This window comes from Streptomyces albiflavescens, assembly GCF_014645835.1.
In the GTDB taxonomy this organism is placed as follows: Bacteria; Actinomycetota; Actinomycetes; order Streptomycetales; family Streptomycetaceae; genus Streptomyces; species Streptomyces albiflavescens.
The window spans coordinates 333,177-351,461 of record NZ_BMMM01000012.1 but is presented as its reverse complement, the minus strand read 5'-3'; the positions used below and the strand labels follow the sequence as shown (position 1 = coordinate 351,461).

Annotated in this window: 14 protein-coding genes; 11 read left to right on the top strand and 3 right to left on the bottom strand. The window is 71.1% G+C overall.

Annotated features, from left to right (window positions below):
• The first annotated feature begins 85 nt into the window (after window positions 1–85).
• The 5 genes from IEY95_RS30605 to nudC all read left to right on the top strand — a co-directional run bounded on the left by IEY95_RS30605 (window position 86) and on the right by nudC (window position 10,456).
• Window positions 86–451, top strand: coding sequence for an MGMT family protein (locus tag IEY95_RS30605; protein ID WP_189189385.1), 366 nt, complete (start codon window positions 86–88; stop codon window positions 449–451).
• 302 nt (window positions 452–753) lie between these two features.
• Entirely contained in the window at window positions 754–4,230 is a 3,477-nt protein-coding gene (locus IEY95_RS30600) for an ATP-dependent helicase (protein ID WP_189189384.1), read from the top strand.
• Window positions 4,231–4,352: 122 nt separating this feature from the next.
• Complete coding sequence (locus IEY95_RS30595; RefSeq protein WP_189189383.1) at window positions 4,353–7,964, top strand: UvrD-helicase domain-containing protein; 3,612 nt, start codon at window positions 4,353–4,355, stop codon at window positions 7,962–7,964.
• Window positions 7,965–7,974: 10 nt separating this feature from the next.
• Window positions 7,975–9,387, top strand: coding sequence for a dipeptidase (locus IEY95_RS30590; RefSeq protein WP_189189382.1), 1,413 nt, complete (start codon window positions 7,975–7,977; stop codon window positions 9,385–9,387).
• A gap of 121 nt (window positions 9,388–9,508) precedes the next feature.
• Entirely contained in the window at window positions 9,509–10,456 is a 948-nt protein-coding gene (gene nudC / locus IEY95_RS30585) for an NAD(+) diphosphatase (protein WP_189189381.1), read from the top strand.
• Between the two features lie 6 nt (window positions 10,457–10,462).
• Here the strand turns inward: nudC and IEY95_RS30580 are convergent, their stop codons facing one another.
• Window positions 10,463–10,705, bottom strand: a complete 243-nt coding sequence (locus IEY95_RS30580) for a mycoredoxin (protein ID WP_081219297.1) — start codon at window positions 10,703–10,705, stop codon at window positions 10,463–10,465.
• Window positions 10,706–10,900: 195 nt separating this feature from the next.
• On the opposite strand from IEY95_RS30580, the gene IEY95_RS30575 reads away from it, so the two are divergent.
• The 5 genes from IEY95_RS30575 (at window position 10,901) to IEY95_RS30555 (ending at window position 14,789) form a co-directional block, all read left to right on the top strand.
• Entirely contained in the window at window positions 10,901–13,096 is a 2,196-nt protein-coding gene (locus IEY95_RS30575) for an ATP-dependent DNA helicase UvrD2 (RefSeq protein ID WP_189189380.1), read from the top strand.
• Window positions 13,097–13,259: 163 nt separating this feature from the next.
• The gene (locus tag IEY95_RS30570; protein WP_189189379.1) at window positions 13,260–13,583 is read left to right on the top strand and encodes a hypothetical protein; all 324 of its coding nucleotides are present in this window, start codon (window positions 13,260–13,262) and stop codon (window positions 13,581–13,583) included.
• 174 nt (window positions 13,584–13,757) lie between these two features.
• Complete coding sequence (locus IEY95_RS30565; protein ID WP_054228178.1) at window positions 13,758–14,126, top strand: WhiB family transcriptional regulator; 369 nt, start codon at window positions 13,758–13,760, stop codon at window positions 14,124–14,126.
• Window positions 14,123–14,446, top strand: coding sequence for a putative WhiB-interacting protein (locus IEY95_RS30560; protein WP_189189378.1), 324 nt, complete (start codon window positions 14,123–14,125; stop codon window positions 14,444–14,446). Before IEY95_RS30565 ends, IEY95_RS30560 begins: the two co-directional genes overlap by 4 nt.
• A gap of 118 nt (window positions 14,447–14,564) precedes the next feature.
• Window positions 14,565–14,789, top strand: coding sequence for a hypothetical protein (locus tag IEY95_RS30555; RefSeq protein WP_189189377.1), 225 nt, complete (start codon window positions 14,565–14,567; stop codon window positions 14,787–14,789).
• Window positions 14,790–14,807: 18 nt separating this feature from the next.
• Here IEY95_RS30555 and IEY95_RS30550 read toward each other — a convergent pair whose 3' ends face one another.
• Window positions 14,808–16,172, bottom strand: a complete 1,365-nt coding sequence (locus IEY95_RS30550; protein WP_189189376.1) for an ABC1 kinase family protein — start codon at window positions 16,170–16,172, stop codon at window positions 14,808–14,810.
• Window positions 16,165–17,370: a TOMM precursor leader peptide-binding protein gene (locus IEY95_RS30545; protein ID WP_189189375.1), complete on the bottom strand. Its 1,206-nt coding sequence runs from the start codon at window positions 17,368–17,370 to the stop codon at window positions 16,165–16,167. The genes IEY95_RS30550 and IEY95_RS30545 overlap by 8 nt, the downstream gene beginning before the upstream one ends.
• Before the next feature lie 217 nt (window positions 17,371–17,587).
• Between IEY95_RS30545 and IEY95_RS30540 the strand changes: the two genes are divergently transcribed.
• Window positions 17,588–18,184, top strand: coding sequence for a M48 metallopeptidase family protein (locus IEY95_RS30540; protein WP_189189374.1), 597 nt, complete (start codon window positions 17,588–17,590; stop codon window positions 18,182–18,184).
• Window positions 18,185–18,285: the final 101 nt, after the last annotated feature.

Here is an 18,285-nt window from a genome sequence, read left to right as displayed (position 1 = left end):
CTGCCCCAAGCGTCGCCGCGGGGCGAGGGATACGCACAGTCGTGACCGCGTCACATTGTCGGTGAGGTGGGGCAGGATGGGGCGGATGAGCGAGGAGAGCCTTCCGGGGGATGCCCTGCCGGAGTACGCGGAGCGTGTGCTTGAGGTCGCCGAGCTGATCCCGCCCGGACGCGTCATGACGTACGGCGACGTCGCCGAATGGCTGGAGGAGGGCGGGCCGCGCCAGGTGGGCCGCGTGATGGCCCTCTACGGAGGAGCGGTGCCCTGGTGGCGTGTCATACGCGCGGACGGCGTGCTGCTCCCGGGCCACGAACTGGCGGCGCTGGCCCATTACCGGGACGAGGGCACGCCCCTGAAGGAGGCAAGCCGAGCCTCCGAGGGGCATCTGCCGCGCGTCGACATGAGACGGGCTCGATGGGACGGCGGCGGGCGCGCGGAAGGTCACACCTGACAGCTTCCGGCATCGGACGTGCGGAAGGGGAACCTGTGGCCCGTACGGGGGAAATGAGGCACATCCGTGACGTGCCGTACGTTCGTGGAGCGAGGGACGCACGTGGCTTGAGGGAAGAAGGGGAAGCCCTCCTTCCAGGAAGCCCACCGGCGTAGCGTCGTCGACGCGTATCCCCCTCACCCCGCGGTCACCGCCCTCCACAGGCGGTAGTCCTCCCACCCGTCACCCGACCACCACCCCTCAACGACGGCGCTCCGCGCCGGCAGTGACAAACCGCACAACCACCAGGACCGGCGAACCACGTGAGCTCCTCTTCTTCCACCAGGCGCCTGACGCACCTCCAGGTGCGCCAGGGGACCCGTGGCGCGTACCGACTGGTGCGTACCCCGCCGGCCCGGGTGGATCCCCCTCGTCTTGACGCAGGGCAGCGCGCGGTGGTTGACCACAGGAGCGGTCCGCTCCTCGTTCTCGCAGGTCCGGGCACCGGCAAGACGACCACGCTCGTCGAGTCCGTGGCCGCCCGAATCGCACGGGACGGCGACCCGGAGCGGGTCCTGGTGCTCACGTTCAGCAGGAAGGCAGCCGTCGAGCTGCGCGACCGCATGGCGCTGCGCATAGGGGCCGCCCGCGCGCCCCAGGCCACCACCTTCCACTCCTTCTGCTACGCCCTGGTCCGCGCCCACCAGGACAGCGACCTGTTCGTCGAGCCGCTGAGACTGCTGTCCGGTCCCGAGCAGGACGTGGCGGTGCGCGAGCTGCTCGCGGGCCAGCCCGGCTTGGAGCGGCTCGGCCTCGCCCATGTGCGCTGGCCGGACGAGCTGCGCGCCTGCCTGACCACCCGCGGCTTCGCCGACGAGGTCCGCGCGGTGCTCGCCCGCAGCCGCGAGCTGGGCCTGAGCCCCGACGCCCTGGACGCCTTCGCCAGGCGCATCGGCCGCCCCGACTGGGGTGCGGCGGCCGCCTTCCTCGCCGAGTACCTCGACGTCCTCGACATGCAAGGAGTGCTCGACTACGCGGAACTGGTCCACCGCGCGGTGCTCCTCGCCCGGCGTCCCGAGGTCGCCCAGCGCCTTGCCGCCCAGTACGACGCGGTCTACGTGGATGAGTACCAGGACACCGATCCCGCGCAGGTGCGGCTGCTGCGAGCCCTCGCGGGCGGCGGGCGCACCCTCGTCGCCTTCGGTGACCCCGACCAGTCGATCTACGCCTTCCGGGGCGCCGATGTGAACGGCATCCTGGACTTCCCCGACGCCTTCCCGCGCGCGGACGGCCGCCTGGCGCCGGTCGAGGTCCTCCGGACGTCCCGCCGCTCGGGAGCCGCCCTGCTGGCCGCCACCCGCCTGCTGACCCAGCGCATGCCGCTGACCCGCCTCCCGGCGGAGAAGGTACGCGCCCACCGCGAGCTGTCCCCGGTACGGGGCGGGGGCAGCGTCGAGGTCTACACGTACCCGACGCCCGGCACGGAGCTCGACAACATCGCGGACATCCTGCGCCGCGCCCACCTGGAGGACGGCGTCCCCTGGTGTGACATGGCCGTCCTGGTGCGCGCGGGCTCCCGCACCATTCCGACGGTCCGACGGGCGCTCACCGCGGCCGGGGTGCCACTCGACATCGACGGCGACGATCTGCCGCTGCGACACGAGCCGGCGGTCGCGCCGCTGCTGACGGCGTTGCGGGCGGTGGCACAAGCAGAACTGGGGGAGAGAGCGGAGGAAGCGGAGCACGCGGAGGAAGCAGAGCTGGGGGAGGGCTCCGGCACCGAGCCCGCCGTATCGGCGGAAGGCGAGCCCGCCGTACCGGCAGAAGGCGAGTCGGCGGTACCGCCGGAAGGCCGCGGTGCCGATGCCGTCGACGAGTCCGCCGAGCCCGAAGAGAGCGCCACCTCCGAAGCGTCCGTAGCACCGCCCTGGCTCGACACCGAAACCGCGCTCACCCTGCTCGCCTCGCCCCTCGCGAGCATGGACGCCGCCGATCTGCGGCGCCTGGGCCGCGCACTGCGCGAGGAGGAGCGCGCCGCCGGCAACCTCGTACCGCCGCCGTCCGACGATCTGCTCGCCCGTGCGCTGGCCGAGCCGGAGCGGCTCGTCGCGCACGACCCGGCGTACGCCCGAGGAGCCCAGCGCCTCGGCGCGCTGCTGCGCAAGGCACGGGAGCGCCTCGCGGGCGGCGGCACGGCCGAGGAGGCGCTCTGGGACCTGTGGGAGGGCACACCATGGCCGCAGCGCCTGGAGCGGGCCGCCCGCCGTGGCGGCGCGGCCGGGCGCAACGCCGACCGGGATCTCGACGCCGTGTGCGCGCTGTTCGCGACCGCGGCGCGCGCCGAGGAGCGCACCGGGGGCCGTGGCGCCCTCAACTTCCTGGAGGAGATCGAGGCCGAGGACATCGCCGCCGACACGCTCACCCGCAGGGCCGTGCGCCCCGACGCGGTACGTCTGATGACCGCGCACCGCTCCAAGGGCCTGGAATGGCGCCTCGTCGTCGTCGCGGGCGTCCAGGAGGGCCTGTGGCCGGATCTCCGTCGCCGCGGCTCCCTGCTGGAGGCGGACCGCATCGGACGTGACGGGCTCGCCGAACCCCTCACACCCGGAGCACTCCTCTCCGAAGAGCGCCGTTTGTTCTACGTGGCCGCCACGCGTGCGCGCGAACGCCTTGTCGTGACCGCTGTGAAGGCCCCTGCCGACGACGGCGACCAGCCTTCCCGCTTTCTCACCGAGCTCGGCGTCGAACCCAAGGACGTGACGGGCCGTCCGCGCCGCCCGCTGTCTGTCGCCGCACTGGTCGCCGAGCTGCGCGCCACGACCGTCGACCCGCGCGTCTCGGACACCCTCAGGCAGGCCGCGGCACAGCGCCTCGCCCGACTCGCCGCGCTCGCCGACGAGGACGGCCGGCCCCTGGTCCCGTCCGCGCACCCCTACCGCTGGTGGGGCATGTACGAGCCGACCGAGAGCAAGGTCCCGCTGCGCAATCGCGACCAGCCGGTCGTGCTCTCGGGAAGCGCCCTCGACCAGCTCGCCAACACCTGTGCCCTGCAGTGGTTCCTGGGCCGCGAGGTGAAGGCAGACGCGCCGGCCACGGCAGCCCAGGGCTTCGGGAACGTGGTGCACGTCCTGGCCGACGAGGTCGCGTCCGGACGCACCCCTGCCGACCTCGCCGTCCTCATGGAGCGCCTCGACTCCGTGTGGAACGCCCTCGCCTTCGACGCCCCCTGGAAGTCGGCGCAGGAGAAGGAGCACGCGCGCGTGGCCCTCGAACGCTTCCTGAAGTGGCACGTCATGGATCGCACGGGTCGTACGCCGGTCGCCAGCGAGCACGACTTCGACGTGACCCTCGAAGCGGGTTCCTACGAAGTACGTATCCGCGGCTCCATGGACCGTGTCGAGGCGGACACCGAAGGCCGCGCCTACGTGGTCGACTTCAAGACCGGCAAGCAGGCGCCGAGCGCCGCCGAGGTGGCGCACCACCCGCAGCTCGCCGTCTACCAGCTCGCCGTCCACGAGGGCGCCGTCGACGACGCCTTCGACGGCGTACGCCCTGAACCGGGCGGCGCCGAACTCGTCCAGCTGCGCCAGGGTGCCGCCAAGAAGAGCGGCGGCGAGACCCTCCCCAAAGTGCAGGCCCAGGAGCCCCTGGAGGGCGAGTGGGTCGGCGATCTCCTGGCCACCGCCGCCGGCAAGGTCCTCGACGAACGGTTCTCGCCCACTGCGGGACAACACTGCACACACTGCGCGTTCCGGGCGTCGTGCAGCGCTCGACCGGAGGGGCGGCACGTGGTCGACTGAGGTGCCCGCGGGATCTCCTGTGGTCGAGTGATGTACGGCACCACGTGTGCTGACCAGCGGTTCTTTCGCCTCGGCGGCCGATGTGGCCCCGGCTGTCAGTGGGCGCCATTAGCCTCTCTGACGTGCCCGCCCGTATCACCGATCCCGAGCAGCTCAAGGAGCTCCTCGGCATCCCGTTCACCCCGGAGCAGACGGCCTGCATCACCGCACCGCCCGCCCCGCAGGTGATCGTGGCCGGAGCCGGTTCGGGCAAGACCACGGTGATGGCGGCGCGCGTGGTGTGGCTGGTCGGCACCGGACAGGTCGCTCCCGAGCAGGTGCTCGGCCTGACGTTCACCAACAAGGCCGCGGGTGAACTCGCCGAGCGCGTCCGCAAGGCGCTCATCAAGGCGGGCGTCACCGATCCGGACGTGATCGACCCCGACAATCCGCCGGGCGAGCCCGTCATCTCCACCTACCACGCCTTCGCGGGCCGCCTGTTGACCGACCACGGGCTGCGCATAGGACTCGAACCGACGTCCCGCCTGCTCGCCGACGCCACCCGCTATCAGCTCGCCGCGCGCGTGCTGCGCGAGGCACCGGGGCCGTACCCGGCGCTGACCCGTTCCTTCCCCGACCTGGTCGGCGACCTCCTCACGCTCGACTCCGAGCTCGCCGAACACCTCGTACGCCCCGAGGACCTGCGCGCGTACGACGCCGAGCTGTTGCGCTCCCTGGAGGGCGCCAAACTCACCAATGCCGATCTGCGCAAGGTCCCCGAGGCGGCCGCGGCCCGACGTGAACTCGCCGAGCTGGTGGGCCGCTACCGCGCGGCCAAGCGGGAGCGCGATCTGCTCGACTTCGGCGACCAGATCGCCCTTTCTGCCACCCTCGCCCGCACCCGGCCCGAAGTCGGAGAGATCCTGCGCAACGAGTTCCGCGTGGTCCTGTTGGACGAGTACCAGGACACCTCGGTGGCCCAACGCGTCCTGCTCGCGGGGCTGTTCGGCGGCGGCACCGGGCACCCGGTGACCGCGGTCGGCGACCCCTGCCAGGCGATCTACGGCTGGCGCGGCGCCTCCGTCGCCAACCTCGACGACTTTCCCGAGCACTTCGCGCACCCCGACGGCCGCCCCGCGACCCGCCAGGCGCTCAGCGAGAACCGCCGCAGCGGCGGCCGCCTCCTCGACCTTGCCAACGGCCTCGCGGAGCCCCTGCGCGCCATGCACGCGGGCGTGGAGTCCCTGCGCCCCGCCCCGGGAGCAGAGCGCGACGGCGTGGTCCGCTGCGCGCTGCTGCCCACTCACGCCGAGGAGATCGACTGGCTCGCCGACTCCATCGCCCATCTCGTACGCACCGGAAAGGCGGCCGGCGAGATCGCGGTTCTGTGCCGTACGGCCACCGACTTCGCCGAGATCCAGGGAGCGCTCGTCGCCCGTGACATTCCGGTCGAGGTGGTGGGCCTCTCCGGGCTGCTGCATCTTCCCGAGGTCGCGGATCTCGTAGCGGTCTGTGAGGTTCTCCAGGACCCGGGCGCCAACGCCTCCTTGGTACGCCTGCTCACCGGTCCGCGCTGGCGGATCGGGCCGCGCGACCTCGCCCTCCTGGGGCGGCGTGCTCGCCTCCTGGTGTCCCACGCGCGCGTGGGGGCCGATGACGATCCGGACCGCCGACTCGCCGCAGCGGTCGAGGGGGTCGATCCGTCGGAGGTGATATCGCTCGCCGACGCGCTCGACACGTTCCTGGAGATGCCCATCGAGGCCGAGGGGGACGACGACGGGCTGCCCTTCTCGCCGGACGCGCGAGTGCGGTTCGCGCGGCTCGCCGCCGAGCTGCGCGACCTGCGCCGCTCCCTCGCCGACCCGCTGATGGACGTCCTGCATCGGGTGCTCGCCGTCACCGGCCTGGAGGTCGAGCTCTCCGCGTCGCCGCACGCCCTGGCCGCCCGCCGCCGCGAGACCCTGTCGAACTTCCTGGACATCGCCGCGTCCTTCGCCGCGGGCGACGGAGAGGCGACCCTGCTGGCCTTCCTCGGCTTCCTGCGCACCGCCGCGCAGTACGAGAAGGGCCTCGACAACGCCCTGCCCGGCGGCGAGGACACCGTCAAGGTGCTGACCGCGCACAAGTCCAAGGGCCTGGAATGGGACGTCGTCGCGGTCCCCGGCCTCGTCACCGGCACCTTCCCCAGCACCCAGGGCCGCGAGAAGTGGACCGCCCAGGGCAAGGTCCTGCCGCACGAACTGCGCGGCGACGCCGACACGCTGCCCGACATCGAGGCCTGGGACGCCAAGGGCATCAAGGCCTTCCACGAGGCCATGAAGGACCACCAGCACACCGAGGAACTCCGCCTCGGCTACGTCACCTTCACCCGCCCCCGCTCGCTCCTGCTCGGCTCCGGCCACTGGTGGGGCCCCTCCCAGAAGAAACCCCGCGGCCCTTCGGACTTCCTGCATGCCCTGTACGAGCACTGCGCGGCCGGACACGGCGAGATCGAGGTCTGGGCGGACGAGCCCGCGGAGGACGAGGAGAACCCCGCCCTGCGCGAGGCGGCCGCCGACCACGCGTGGCCGCTCCCGCTCGACGACGCGGCACTCGCCCGCCGCCGCGCGGCCGCGGAGACCGTACTCGCCCACCTGGAGCGGGTGGCGTCGCACGAGGAGGTCCACCCCGGGGCCGCGGGGCGCCCCAGGGCTTCGCACGACTCGTCCTCGTACGACGATCCGGACTGGCCGCCTCCGCCGGAGGACGACGACCCCTCCTACGACGCCATTCCCTACGGGGACGACGGCTTCCCCGACGGGGACGACGGCTTCCCCGACGGGGACGACTCCGACTGGGACTCCTGGACCATGGATCGCCCGACGGACCGCCCGACGGATCGCCCGACGGACCGCCCGACGGATCGCCCGACGGACCGGGCGACCGATCGCATGAGTGCCCGCCCGACGGTTCCGCACCAGGCGCCCGCCCCGGAGGCTCGTCCTCACCCCGAGGATCCCTTGCACCTCACCCCCGAAGAGGCCCGCACCCTCGCCTCCTGGGACCGTGACCTGGACGCGCTGACCGGAGAGCTCCTGCGCGCCCGCGTGAGCGTCACGGACGTACCCCTGCCGCCGTCGCTCACCGCGTCGCAGCTACTGCGCCTGGCCGCCGATCCGGACGGCTTCGCGCAGGAGCTGGCACGCCCCATGCCGCGCCCCCCGCAGCCGGCCGCGCGCCAGGGCACCCGCTTCCATGCCTGGATCGAGTCCCGCTTCGAAGAGCTGCGGTTGCCCATGCTGGAGCCGGAGGAGCTGCCCGGCAGCGAGGCCGAGATCGCTGACGAGCGCGACCTGGAGGCCCTCAAGGACGCCTTCGAACGCAGCCCGTACGCGCACCGGACCCCGTATCGCGTCGAGACGCCCGTCCAGCTCGCGATCGCGGGACGCGTCGTACGCGGCCGTATCGACGCCGTGTACAGGGAGGGCGACGGCGACAGGACGACGTACGAGATCGTCGACTGGAAGACGGGCCGCGGCCGCACCGCCGACCCCCTTCAGCTCGCGCTCTACCGTCTCGCCTGGGCCGAGCAGCACGGCGTGCCCCTGGAGTCCGTCAAGGCCGCGTTCCTGTACGTCCGCAGCGGCGAGGTCGTCCGGCCGGACCACCTCCCGGACCGTGCCGCACTGGAGCGCCTGCTCATCGAAGACCCAGCAGGCCCACATGAAGGGGCTGCCGGAGAACCGCCGGACGAACATGCCCCCGTGGGCGGATAGGCTCGTGAGCATGAGCAAGCCCGTTGACAACGCCGTCAGCACCGTCCGCACGTACATCCAGAACCACCGCACCGCCTTCCTCGACGACCTCGCGGAGTGGCTGCGCATCCCCTCGGTGTCGGCGCAGCCCGACCACGCCGCGGACGTGGCGCGCAGCGCCGACTGGCTTGCCGCCAAGCTCCGGGAGACCGGCTTCCCGACCACCGAGGTCTGGCCGACCGCGGGCGCCCCGGCCGTCTTCGCCGAGTGGCCCTCCGAGGACCCGGAAGCTCCTACGGTCCTGGTCTACGGGCACCACGACGTGCAGCCCGCCGCCCGTGAGGACGGCTGGGACACGGAGCCCTTCGAGCCGGTGATCCGCGGAAACCGCCTCTACGCGCGCGGGGCTGCCGACGACAAGGGCCAGGTGTTCTTTCACACACTCGGGGTCCGCGCCCACCTCGCCGCCACTGGGCGCACTGCCCCGGCCGTCCACCTCAAGCTCCTGATCGAGGGCGAGGAGGAATCCGGCTCCCCGCACTTCCGTGACCTCGTCGAAGCGAAGGCGCAGCGGCTGGCCGCCGACGCCGTGATCGTCTCCGACACCGGCATGTGGTCCGAGGACACCCCCACGGTGTGTACCGGGATGCGCGGCCTCGCGGAGTGCGAGATCGAGCTGTACGGCCCCGACCAGGACATCCACTCCGGATCCTTCGGCGGTGCCGTGCCCAACCCGGCGACCGTCGCCGCCCGACTTGTCGCGGCCCTGCACGACGAGCACGCGCGGGTGGCCGTACCCGGCTTCTACGAAGGCATCACCGCACTCACCGACCAGGAGCGGGAGCTCTTCGCCGAGCTGCCCTTCGACGAGGAGCGGTGGCTGCGCACCGCCAAGTCGACGGCCACTCACGGAGAGGCCGGACACACCACCCTGGAGCGCATCTGGGCCCGCCCGACCGCCGAGGTCAACGGCATCGGCGGCGGCTACCAGGGCCCCGGCAGCAAGACGATCATCCCGTCCTCGGCCATGGTGAAGCTCTCCTTCCGGCTGGTCGCGGGACAGGACCCCGAGCACATCGAGAAGGCCGTACGCGCCTGGGCCGCCGAGCAGGTGCCCGCGGGGATCCGGTACGAGATCACGTTCGGTGCGGCCACGCGCCCGTGTCTGACGCCGCTGGATCACCCGGCCCTCCAGTCCGTCGTACGGGCGATGGGCCGGGCCTTCGAGCAGCCGATCCGCTTCACCCGTGAGGGTGGCTCGGGACCCGCGGCCGACCTCCAGGAGGTCCTCGGCGCCCCCGTGCTCTTCCTGGGCATCTCCGTCCCCTCCGACGGCTGGCACGCCCCCAACGAGAAAGTCGAGCTCGATCTCCTCATGAAGGGCGTCGAAACCACCGCCCACCTGTGGGGCGATCTGGCCGAAAGCTGGCGCGAGGCACACTGAACAGGCATCCACGAAAAAGGCGATCCATGTCCTGAAGAGCGCCCCGCACCACCGCACCGCCGTACGTCCTGCTGAACCGCCCGCCGAAATAACCGTTCCACCGGGGGAGTTGGAAGCACCCGTGACCACCTGGACCGACCGCACCGCCGACCGTCCCATCTCGCTCACCGCCCCGAGCGGCATCGACCGGGCCGCCCACCACCGGCTCGACGAGGCCTGGCTCGCGGCGGCCTGGAGCCATCCCACGACCCGTGTCTTCGTGGTCTCCGGCGGTCAGGTGCTCATCGACGAGACGGCGGACGGCACCACCGAACTCGTGATGACCCCCTCCTTCGAGGCCCCGCTCACGGAGGCGCACCGCTACTTCCTCGGCACGGACGACGACGGTGTGAGCTACTTCGCACTCCAGAAGGACGCGCTTCCCGGCCGTATCGACCAGTCGGCGCGCGCCGCGGGGCTGCGCGAGGCCGGGCTGCTGCTGTCCCCCCGCGACGCGGGTCTGATGGTGCACGCGGTCGCTCTGGAGAACTGGCAGCGGCTGCACCGCTTCTGCTCGCGCTGCGGCGAGCGCACGGTCATCGCGGCCGCCGGTCACATCCGCCGCTGCCCCGCCTGCGGAGCCGAGCACTACCCCCGCACCGACCCGGCTGTGATCATGGCCGTCACGGACGACGAGGACCGCATCCTGCTCGGCCGTCAGGTGCACTGGCCCGAAGGCCGCTTCTCCACGCTCGCCGGCTTCGTCGAGCCCGGCGAGTCCATCGAGCAGTCCGTGCGCCGCGAGGTCTTCGAAGAGGTGGGCGTCACGGTCGGTGAGGTGGAGTACATCGCCAGCCAGCCCTGGCCCTTCCCCTCCAGCCTCATGCTGGGATTCATGGCCCGCGCCACCTCGTCCGAGATCAACGTCGACGGCGAGGAGATCCACGAGGCCCGCTGGTTCTCCCGGGAAGACCTGCGGGCCGCCTTCGAGTCCGGGGAGGTGCTGCCTCCCTATGGAATCTCGATCGCGGCCCGCCTCATCGAGCTCTGGTACGGCAAGCCCCTGCCGACGCGAGGGGCAGCCGCCTGACGTCGCTCAGACGCCGATCTTCTGCTTGACCTGTGCCAGCGAAGGGTTCGTGAGCGTCGAACCGTCCGGGAAGAGAACGGTGGGAACCGTCTGGTTTCCGCCGTTCGCCTTCTCCACGAACGCCGCGGACTGCGGGTCCTGCTCGATGTTGATCTCGTTGTACGTGATGCCCTCGCGGTCCATCTGGCTCTTCAGCCGACGGCAGTAGCCACACCACGTGGTGCTGTACATCGTCACAGTGCCCTGCATGTCGTTTGCGCTCCTTCACGGCTTCGGGGTGCGTGGTCGCTGGCAGTGCAACGTATGTGACCTGGCCGCCATTCCCGTAGGGGGTATCCGAGTGTCCCGGCTTGGGACGTGACGCCTGCCGCATTAGTACGACTGCAGGTGCCTCCCTGTGGACAACCAGCTCATCCGTCTCCGGCGACCTGGCAGCATGGCGGGGTGACAGCAGCAACGCACTCCACCCTCTTCCCGCAGGTTCCGGACACGGCCGACGCGGTGCTCGACGGGCTCGACCCCGAGCAGCGCGAGGTCGCCACCGCCCTGCACGGTCCGGTGTGCGTGCTGGCGGGCGCCGGCACGGGCAAGACGCGGGCCATCACCCACCGCATCGCCTACGGGGTGCGCGCGGGGATCCTGCAGCCTTCCAGCGTGCTGGCCGTCACCTTCACCAACCGCGCCGCGGGCGAGATGCGCGGCCGCCTCCGTCAGCTCGGCGCCGGCGGGGTACAAGCCCGCACCTTCCACTCCGCCGCGCTCCGCCAACTTCAGTACTTCTGGCCGAAAGCAGTCGGTGGCAGTCTGCCCCGGCTGGTCGACCGCAAGATCCAGCTCGTAGCCGATGCGGCAGCCGCCTGCCGCATCCGCCTCGACCGGGGCGAACTGCGCGATGTCACCGGCGAGATCGAGTGGTCCAAGGTCACCCAGACCATCCCCGCCGACTACGCGGCCGCCGTCGCCAAGGCCGGTCGCGAAGCCCCCCGCGATCCGGCCGAGATCGCCCAGCTCTACGCGACGTACGAGGACCTCAAACGCGACCGCGCGGTCATCGACTTCGAGGACGTCCTGCTGCTGACGGTCGCCATCCTCCAGGACCGGCACGACATCGCCGAGCAGGTCCGCTCCCAGTACCAGCACTTCGTGGTCGACGAGTACCAGGACGTCAGCCCGCTCCAGCAGCGACTCCTGGAGTTGTGGCTCGGTGAGCGCGACAGCCTGTGCGTCGTCGGTGACGCCAGCCAGACGATCTATTCGTTCACCGGTGCAACTCCCGACCACCTTCTCGACTTCCGTACCCGCCACCCCGGAGCCACCGTCGTCAAGCTCGTCCGCGACTACCGCTCCTCGCCCCAGGTCGTCCACCTCGCCAACGGACTGCTCGCCCAGGCCCGCGGCCGGGCCGCAGAGCACCGCTTGGAACTGATCTCCCAGCGTGCCCCGGGCCCGGAGCCCGTCTACGCCGAGTACACGGACGAGCCCGCCGAGGCCGAGGGAGCCGCCCGCCGCATCCGCGACCTCATCGCCTCCGGCGTCCCCGCGGGCGGGATCGCGATCCTCTTCCGTACGAACTCCCAGTCCGAGATCTACGAACAGGCCCTCGCCGACGCCGGAGTGCCCTACCAGCTGCGCGGCGCCGAGCGGTTCTTCGACCGCCCCGAAGTGCGCAAGGCCGGTGCCGCCCTGCGTGCCGCGGCCCGCTTCGGGGGCAATGACTCCCTGCTCGACGACGCTGTCGACCTGCCCTCACAGGTTCGTGCCGTGCTGTCCGGCGAAGGCTGGACCAGCCAGCCCCCGGCCGGCTCCGGCGCGGTCAGAGAGCGCTGGGAGTCGCTGGCCGCCCTTGTGTACCTGGCACAGGACTTCGCCGCCGCCAAGGCCGGCGCCACTCTCGGTGACCTGGTGGCGGAGCTCGACGAACGCGCGAGCGCCCAGCACGCCCCGACCGTCCAGGGCGTCACGCTTGCCTCGCTGCACTCCGCCAAGGGCCTTGAGTGGGACGTGGTCTTCCTGGTCGGCGTGGCTGAGGGCATGATGCCGATCACCTACGCAAAGACCGACGAACAGATCGAGGAGGAACGCCGCCTCCTCTATGTCGGCGTCACCCGCGCCAGAGAGCACCTGTTCGTCTCGTGGGCGTTGTCCCGCTCACCCGGCGGCAGACCCAACCGCCGGCCCAGCCGCTTCCTCGACGGACTGCGACCGGGCTCCGTCGCCACCGCGGGCCGCGGCAGCGGCGGCGGTACGGGAGGCATCGAGCGCGGCTTCGGAAGCAGCGGCGGCACCGTCGTACGGCGGACGAGTCGAACCCCCGCCCGGTGCAGGGTCTGCGGCCGCACCCTGACCGACGCGGGCGAGATGAAACTGATGCGCTGTGAGGACTGCCCCTCCGACATGGACGAGGGTCTCTACGAACGGCTGCGCGAGTGGCGCGCGGTGCATGCGCAGCGCAGTGGGCAGCCCGCGTTCTGTGTCTTCACCGACAAGACACTGATGGCGATCGCCGAGGCCGTCCCCGACGACGAGGGCGAGCTGGCGCGGATCCCCGGCGTCGGAGTACGCAAGCTCAACCGCTTCGGAGCCGAAGTTCTGGCCATCTGTGCAGGTCAGGTGCTTGGAGGGGACGAAGATGGTGACTGATACAAACTCGTCGAAAAAATAGTTTGCGCATGCCCCAGCGATCCCCATAGGTTCTAAGCACGGAAACGGCGGCCTTCTCCAAGGCCCTGGTTTCGTGCTGTACTTAATAACCGTCGGACTGGCTCACCCCGGTCCCCTTAGACGCCGAGAGGAGGCGATTCCAGTGATCAGCATCACCACCAGCTCCATCAGCACCGTCAAAATGACCGATCGCTCGGTCGTCTCCACGTGCATGCTCGGCGTCTCGAACCTGGGCACCGGTCTGTCCGGCATTCGTGCCGCCCGGCCGGCGTCCTCCCTGTCTCTCGCGGGTCTTCCCATCCGTGAGCGCAATGAGCGACCGACGCAGGCACTGGAAGCAGCAGTAGTGGCAGAGGCCCAGGCCTATGCCTTTGCGGCAGCCGGTGCCGGAGCCCTGAAGCAGACGACGCAGCACCACACGATGTGGGCCTTCCGTGGGCCTGAACCCTGGAGTGATCCAGCCTGATCCTCGATCAGGCCGGCGCCTTCAGGGCCGCGGAACCCCACCCGGGATCCGCGGCCCTTCTGTTTGTCCCCGACCGGGGACGGCAGAGCGAAGGGGCCTCGGGACAAGAAAAGAACCCGGTACCAGCCGCCAACCGGCCAACCGGCCGGCACGACCAGACGAGGAAGACGAACCGTGCAACTCGAAGCGCACGCCCCGTCCGTACCGCCTTCCGAAACGATCCCCCCGCCCGGCCTCACGGAGGACTCCACCTTGATCCCGCTCACCGCGCTCACCGCGCTCGACGACGCCATCGAGAACCTCGGCGTACCCGTCCCCTGCCGCTCCTACGACCCGGAGGTCTTCTTCGCCGAGTCGCCGGCCGATGTCGAGTACGCCAAGTCCCTCTGCCGCACCTGCCCGCTGATCGAGGCCTGCCTCGCCGGCGCCAAGGAGCGGCGTGAGCCCTGGGGCGTCTGGGGTGGCGAGCTCTTCGTCCAGGGCGTTGTCGTGGCCCGCAAGCGGCCGCGTGGCCGCCCGCGCAAGAACCCGGTTGCGGCATGAACGCCCGAGGAACGATCGACCGCCCCCAGACGCACGACCCCAAGAAGCAGGCACCGATGAAGCCGTCCACCAGCGAGCCCGCAGGCTCCGCGATCCCAGACTTCACCACCACCGGCGCGAACGACTCGCGTCAGAACAGGACCCGAGAGATGCAACTCATCCCAGAAGCCCTGGCTCGTGCGCATATGCACGAGCGACTGCACCAGGCCGAGCAGGAACGCCGGGCCGTGCGCCTGGCGACCGCCCGCCGCATGCAGCGCCGGGCCGAGCGCGCCTCGATGCGAGCCCGGCGCGCGCTGGCCATGGCGGTCATGCAGTAGCCCACTGCAGTCGCGGCAGTACCAGACAGTGAATCCTCGCGGGGGTCGGTCCGAACGGACCGGCCCCCGCGGTGCGTTGTGCCGAGCGAACCGTGGACGACGGCGTTATCGTCGCGGAGTGACGAGTCTTTCCGGGGACAGTGACAGCACCGGCTCTGCACCGCGACGCGACGCGGGCGAGGCCCAGCACATCGTGTGCGCCCGTTGCGGCATCCCGGCCGAGGGCCCCCGGCCGACCTGGACCTGTTCCGTCGAGAACGGCACCCGCCACTACTTCTGCGACAGTTGCGCCCGCATCAACCTCAGAGCGATCGAGGGCCGTCTGGACTCGGCGTGGTGGTAGGCCGGTAGGCCCGCCCGCTCACGCCTCAACTGCCGATTCCTCGTCGCCCAGCAGCTCCTCGTCCGGCAGGAACCCCGGCAGCCACTCCTCCAGTTCATCGCGTAGGCGGACCGTGGCGCCCAGTTGGCACAGGACGCCGATGGTGCTCAGGGTCACGCGGTGTATCAGGAGGTAGGCCGGGGGCAGGTTGAGCTGCTTGCCCAGTTGGTAGGCGGGGGAGCGGGGGTCGGCCACTCGGGCGGCCTGGCTGCGCATCCAGGTCCGGGTGAAGGTGAACTCGTCCGCCGCGGCCGGTTCGATGATCGGCAGGAGGTAGTCCAGGACCGCGTCGGGTTCGAGGTCTATGGACTCCTTGACGAAGCCCTCCTCGCAGAGCAGTTCGTAGACCGCCTTGGCATCGCCGTCGAGGGTCATACGGAGGGAGTCGCCGATCGGCAGGGGCAGGCCCCCCGGGAGGCGGTCGACCGTTCCGAAGTCCAGGACACCCAGGCGCCAGCCGTTCTTCTCGTCCGGCAGGAGACGGAAGTTGCCCGGGTGCGGATCGGCGTGGAGCAGGCCCGTGCGAGCCGGTCCCGAGAAGAGGAAGCGCGCCAGCAACTGGCCGGCGCGGTCCCGTTGCTCCTGGGTGCCGTCGGCGATCACCTCCGACAGCGGTGTCCCGTCGATCCATTCGGTCACCAGGATCTGGTCGCACTGGTGGACCACCGCCGGGACGAGGACGTCCGGGTCGCCCGCGAACTCCTCCGCGTGTGCCGTCTGAGCCTGCGCCTCCAGCCCGTAGTCGAGCTCCTCGGACACCCGGTCGCGCAGTTCGGTGATGAGCGGCTTGATGTCCATGCCGGGGATCAGGGGGCCCAGAAGTCTGGCGAATCGGCTGAGCTGGGTCAGATCGGACAGCAGGGCCTCGCCCGCCCCGGGGTACTGCACCTTGACGGCGACCTCGCGCCCGTCGTGCCACACCGCCCGGTGCACCTGGCCGATCGAGGCCGCCGCGGACGGCTTGTCCTCGAACTCCAGGAACAGCTCGGACCAGTTCTCGCCGAGCCGCTCCTCCAGGGCGGAGTGGACCGAGTGTGTCGGCATGGGCGGCGCTGCTTCCTGGAGTTTCGTCAGCGCCGCGCGATACGGCCCCGCGACCTCCTCGGGCAGCGCGGACTCGAAGACGGACAGTGCCTGCCCGAACTTCATCGCGCCGCCCTTGAGCTCGCCGAGCACCTTGAACAGCTGCTCCGCCGTGCGCTGCTGGAGCTCGCGGCCCACGATCTCCGCCGATTTCCCGCCGATCCGTTTGCCGAGCCCCCAGGTCGCCCGCCCGGCGAAGCCGAGCGGCAGCGCGGCGAGTTTGGCGGTACGGGTGACCGCCTTCCGGGGAAGATCAGACATGCGCCCTCCAAGTCCCAGACAGCCGTGCCGCGTGCGGCCGTTGCTCCGCCATTGTCTCGTGCGGCTCGCCGTCCTCGGAGGCGCGCTCCCCCTTAGCTTTTTCCGATGCGCCGCACGGGCATGCCGGATGCGACCAGACCGGTCTCGCGTGCCAGTCGAGGCCCGGGACCGATGTCTCCCAGCGGGCCCCCGCGCTGGAGGGCAATGCGCCGTCCAGGAAGGCCAGCGCGTGTCCGGCGGCCAGACCGGCTACGCCTGCCGCCAGCGGGAGGTCGCACGCCGGTACCTGCCGCTGCCGCCCGGAGCGCCACTGCGCGACCAGACGAGGCCATGTCGGATCCCGGTCGACGCGTCCCCGGTCGAGGCAGCCCGCGCAGCCGGTGTCGCCGGGCAGGACCAAGGGGCCGACGACTCCGGTGCCTTCCACTACACCCGCGTAGAGATGGGGCGTCCCTGAGGCGATCAGAGTCTCGGCCGCCGCGGGATCGGGCGCGTGGATGCCGAGGCCGTCCCGGGGGGTGAGGATCACCAGCGCCAGTCCCCGTTCCTTGTCCTTGTCCTCCTCGTTCGAGGAGGTCCCCTGCGAGGATGCCCGAAGTGGACGGTCCGGTGCCGCTCGGCGCACCGCCCGATGGGCGGCCGCCTCACGGCGCTGACCGATGGACTCGGCGGGCAGCCCGCCCGGTGCCACGTCCCACGGCTCGACGCGACCGACGTCGCGCACATCGATCTCGCCCACCCCCGCGCCTGCGAGCAGCGAGGCCAGGACGACTCCCACCCGGCCTGCGCCGCGCACCTGTACGCGCAGTGAGCGGCGGGCGGCCAGCCGGTCGACGGCGGCGCCCGGTTCGCGCGCGACAAGGGAGAGGGAGGCGAGGTCGGGGCGCAGCCGCTCCAGCACACCCTTCTTCTTGCGCAAGGCGTCCGCGGCCGCACCGCCTCCGGTCGCGTCGTCCAGCAGGCCGGAGCGGGCCAGCCGTTCCACCAGCGCGTCGACATGGCCTTCGGGCAGCCCCATCCTGCGTCCCTCCTCGCGCAGGAGCGGCATCCCGCGTGCCCCGTTGAGCAGGTCCAGGAAACTGCCCGTCGCCGTGTCCATCGGGCCCAGCACCATCGCGTGTGCGGGTGCCATCCCGAACTGCACGGTGTTGAGATCCCGCCAGCCGCGCCGCAACGCGGGCTTCACCATCGGATGCATGACTTACCCCCGTAGCCCATAGACCGTCCCCGTGTCTCGGCGGTGTGCCTGCTGCGTCACCGATCGAATGCCAGCATGCCCCTCCGGGCCGAACGGTGCCGAAAGTTGTCCACAGGCTGCACTGTTCGTCATACAAATCAAGCGCACGGAGTGCGGATCGGCATCGAACCGTCCCGGGGGCGGGACTTCCCCCGTGTGCAGCGGGTAACGTCAGGGCGTGCCCGCCGACCCACTGCACCGCGCCGGAAGTCCACAGCGCAGCACGACGAGCCCGCCGCCAAGCGGCTCGGGGGCGAGCGCGATCGAGGTCCGCAGGAGCACGCGACGGCGCAGAACGGTCTCCGCGTACCGCGAGGGCGATCGCACCGTCGTGCTCATCCCCGCTCGGATGTCCGAGGCGGAGGAGCAGCGCTGGGTGACCGTCATGCTCGACAAACTGGCCGCCCAGGAGAACAAGAGGGTGCTCGGCGATGCCGAGCTGACCGAGCGTGCGGAGCGCTTGTCGGTCCAGTACTTCGACGGCCGGGCCCGGCCCACGTCGGTGCGCTGGGTCACGAATCAGAACACGCGCTGGGGCTCGTGCACCCCGTCCGAGGGCAGCATCCGTCTGTCGCACCGGTTGCAGGGCATGCCCGAGTACGTCGTCGACTACGTCCTCGTCCACGAACTGGCCCACCTGCTCGTGCCCGGACACGGGCCCCGCTTCTGGCAGCTGCTCGAGGCGTATCCGCGTACCGAACGTGCGCGCGGTTACCTCGAAGGGGTCGTCGCCGCCGACCGGCTGCCCCATCTGCCCGCCGCGCGCGACGAGTAGAGCGGGTCCGCCCTCAAGAGGGCGATTGTGTACCGGGTCTGTACCGGCTTCGTCCACTCCGAGAGTTTGCCGTTAGCCTGACGCGACGCACTTGTATTCGG

Bases quoted from the DNA above. Each gene is read 5' to 3' on its own strand.
- IEY95_RS30605 (WP_189189385.1), top strand. From the start codon at position 86: ATGAGCGAGGAGAGCCTTCCGGGGGATGCCCTGCCGGAGTACGCGGAG.
- IEY95_RS30590 (WP_189189382.1), top strand. From the start codon at position 7,975: ATGAGCAAGCCCGTTGACAACGCCGTCAGCACCGTCCGCACGTACATC.
- IEY95_RS30580 (WP_081219297.1), bottom strand. From the start codon at position 10,705: ATGCAGGGCACTGTGACGATGTACAGCACCACGTGGTGTGGCTACTGC.
- IEY95_RS30560 (WP_189189378.1), top strand. From the start codon at position 14,123: ATGAACGCCCGAGGAACGATCGACCGCCCCCAGACGCACGACCCCAAG.
- IEY95_RS30550 (WP_189189376.1), bottom strand. From the start codon at position 16,172: ATGTCTGATCTTCCCCGGAAGGCGGTCACCCGTACCGCCAAACTCGCC.
- IEY95_RS30545 (WP_189189375.1), bottom strand. From the start codon at position 17,370: ATGCATCCGATGGTGAAGCCCGCGTTGCGGCGCGGCTGGCGGGATCTC.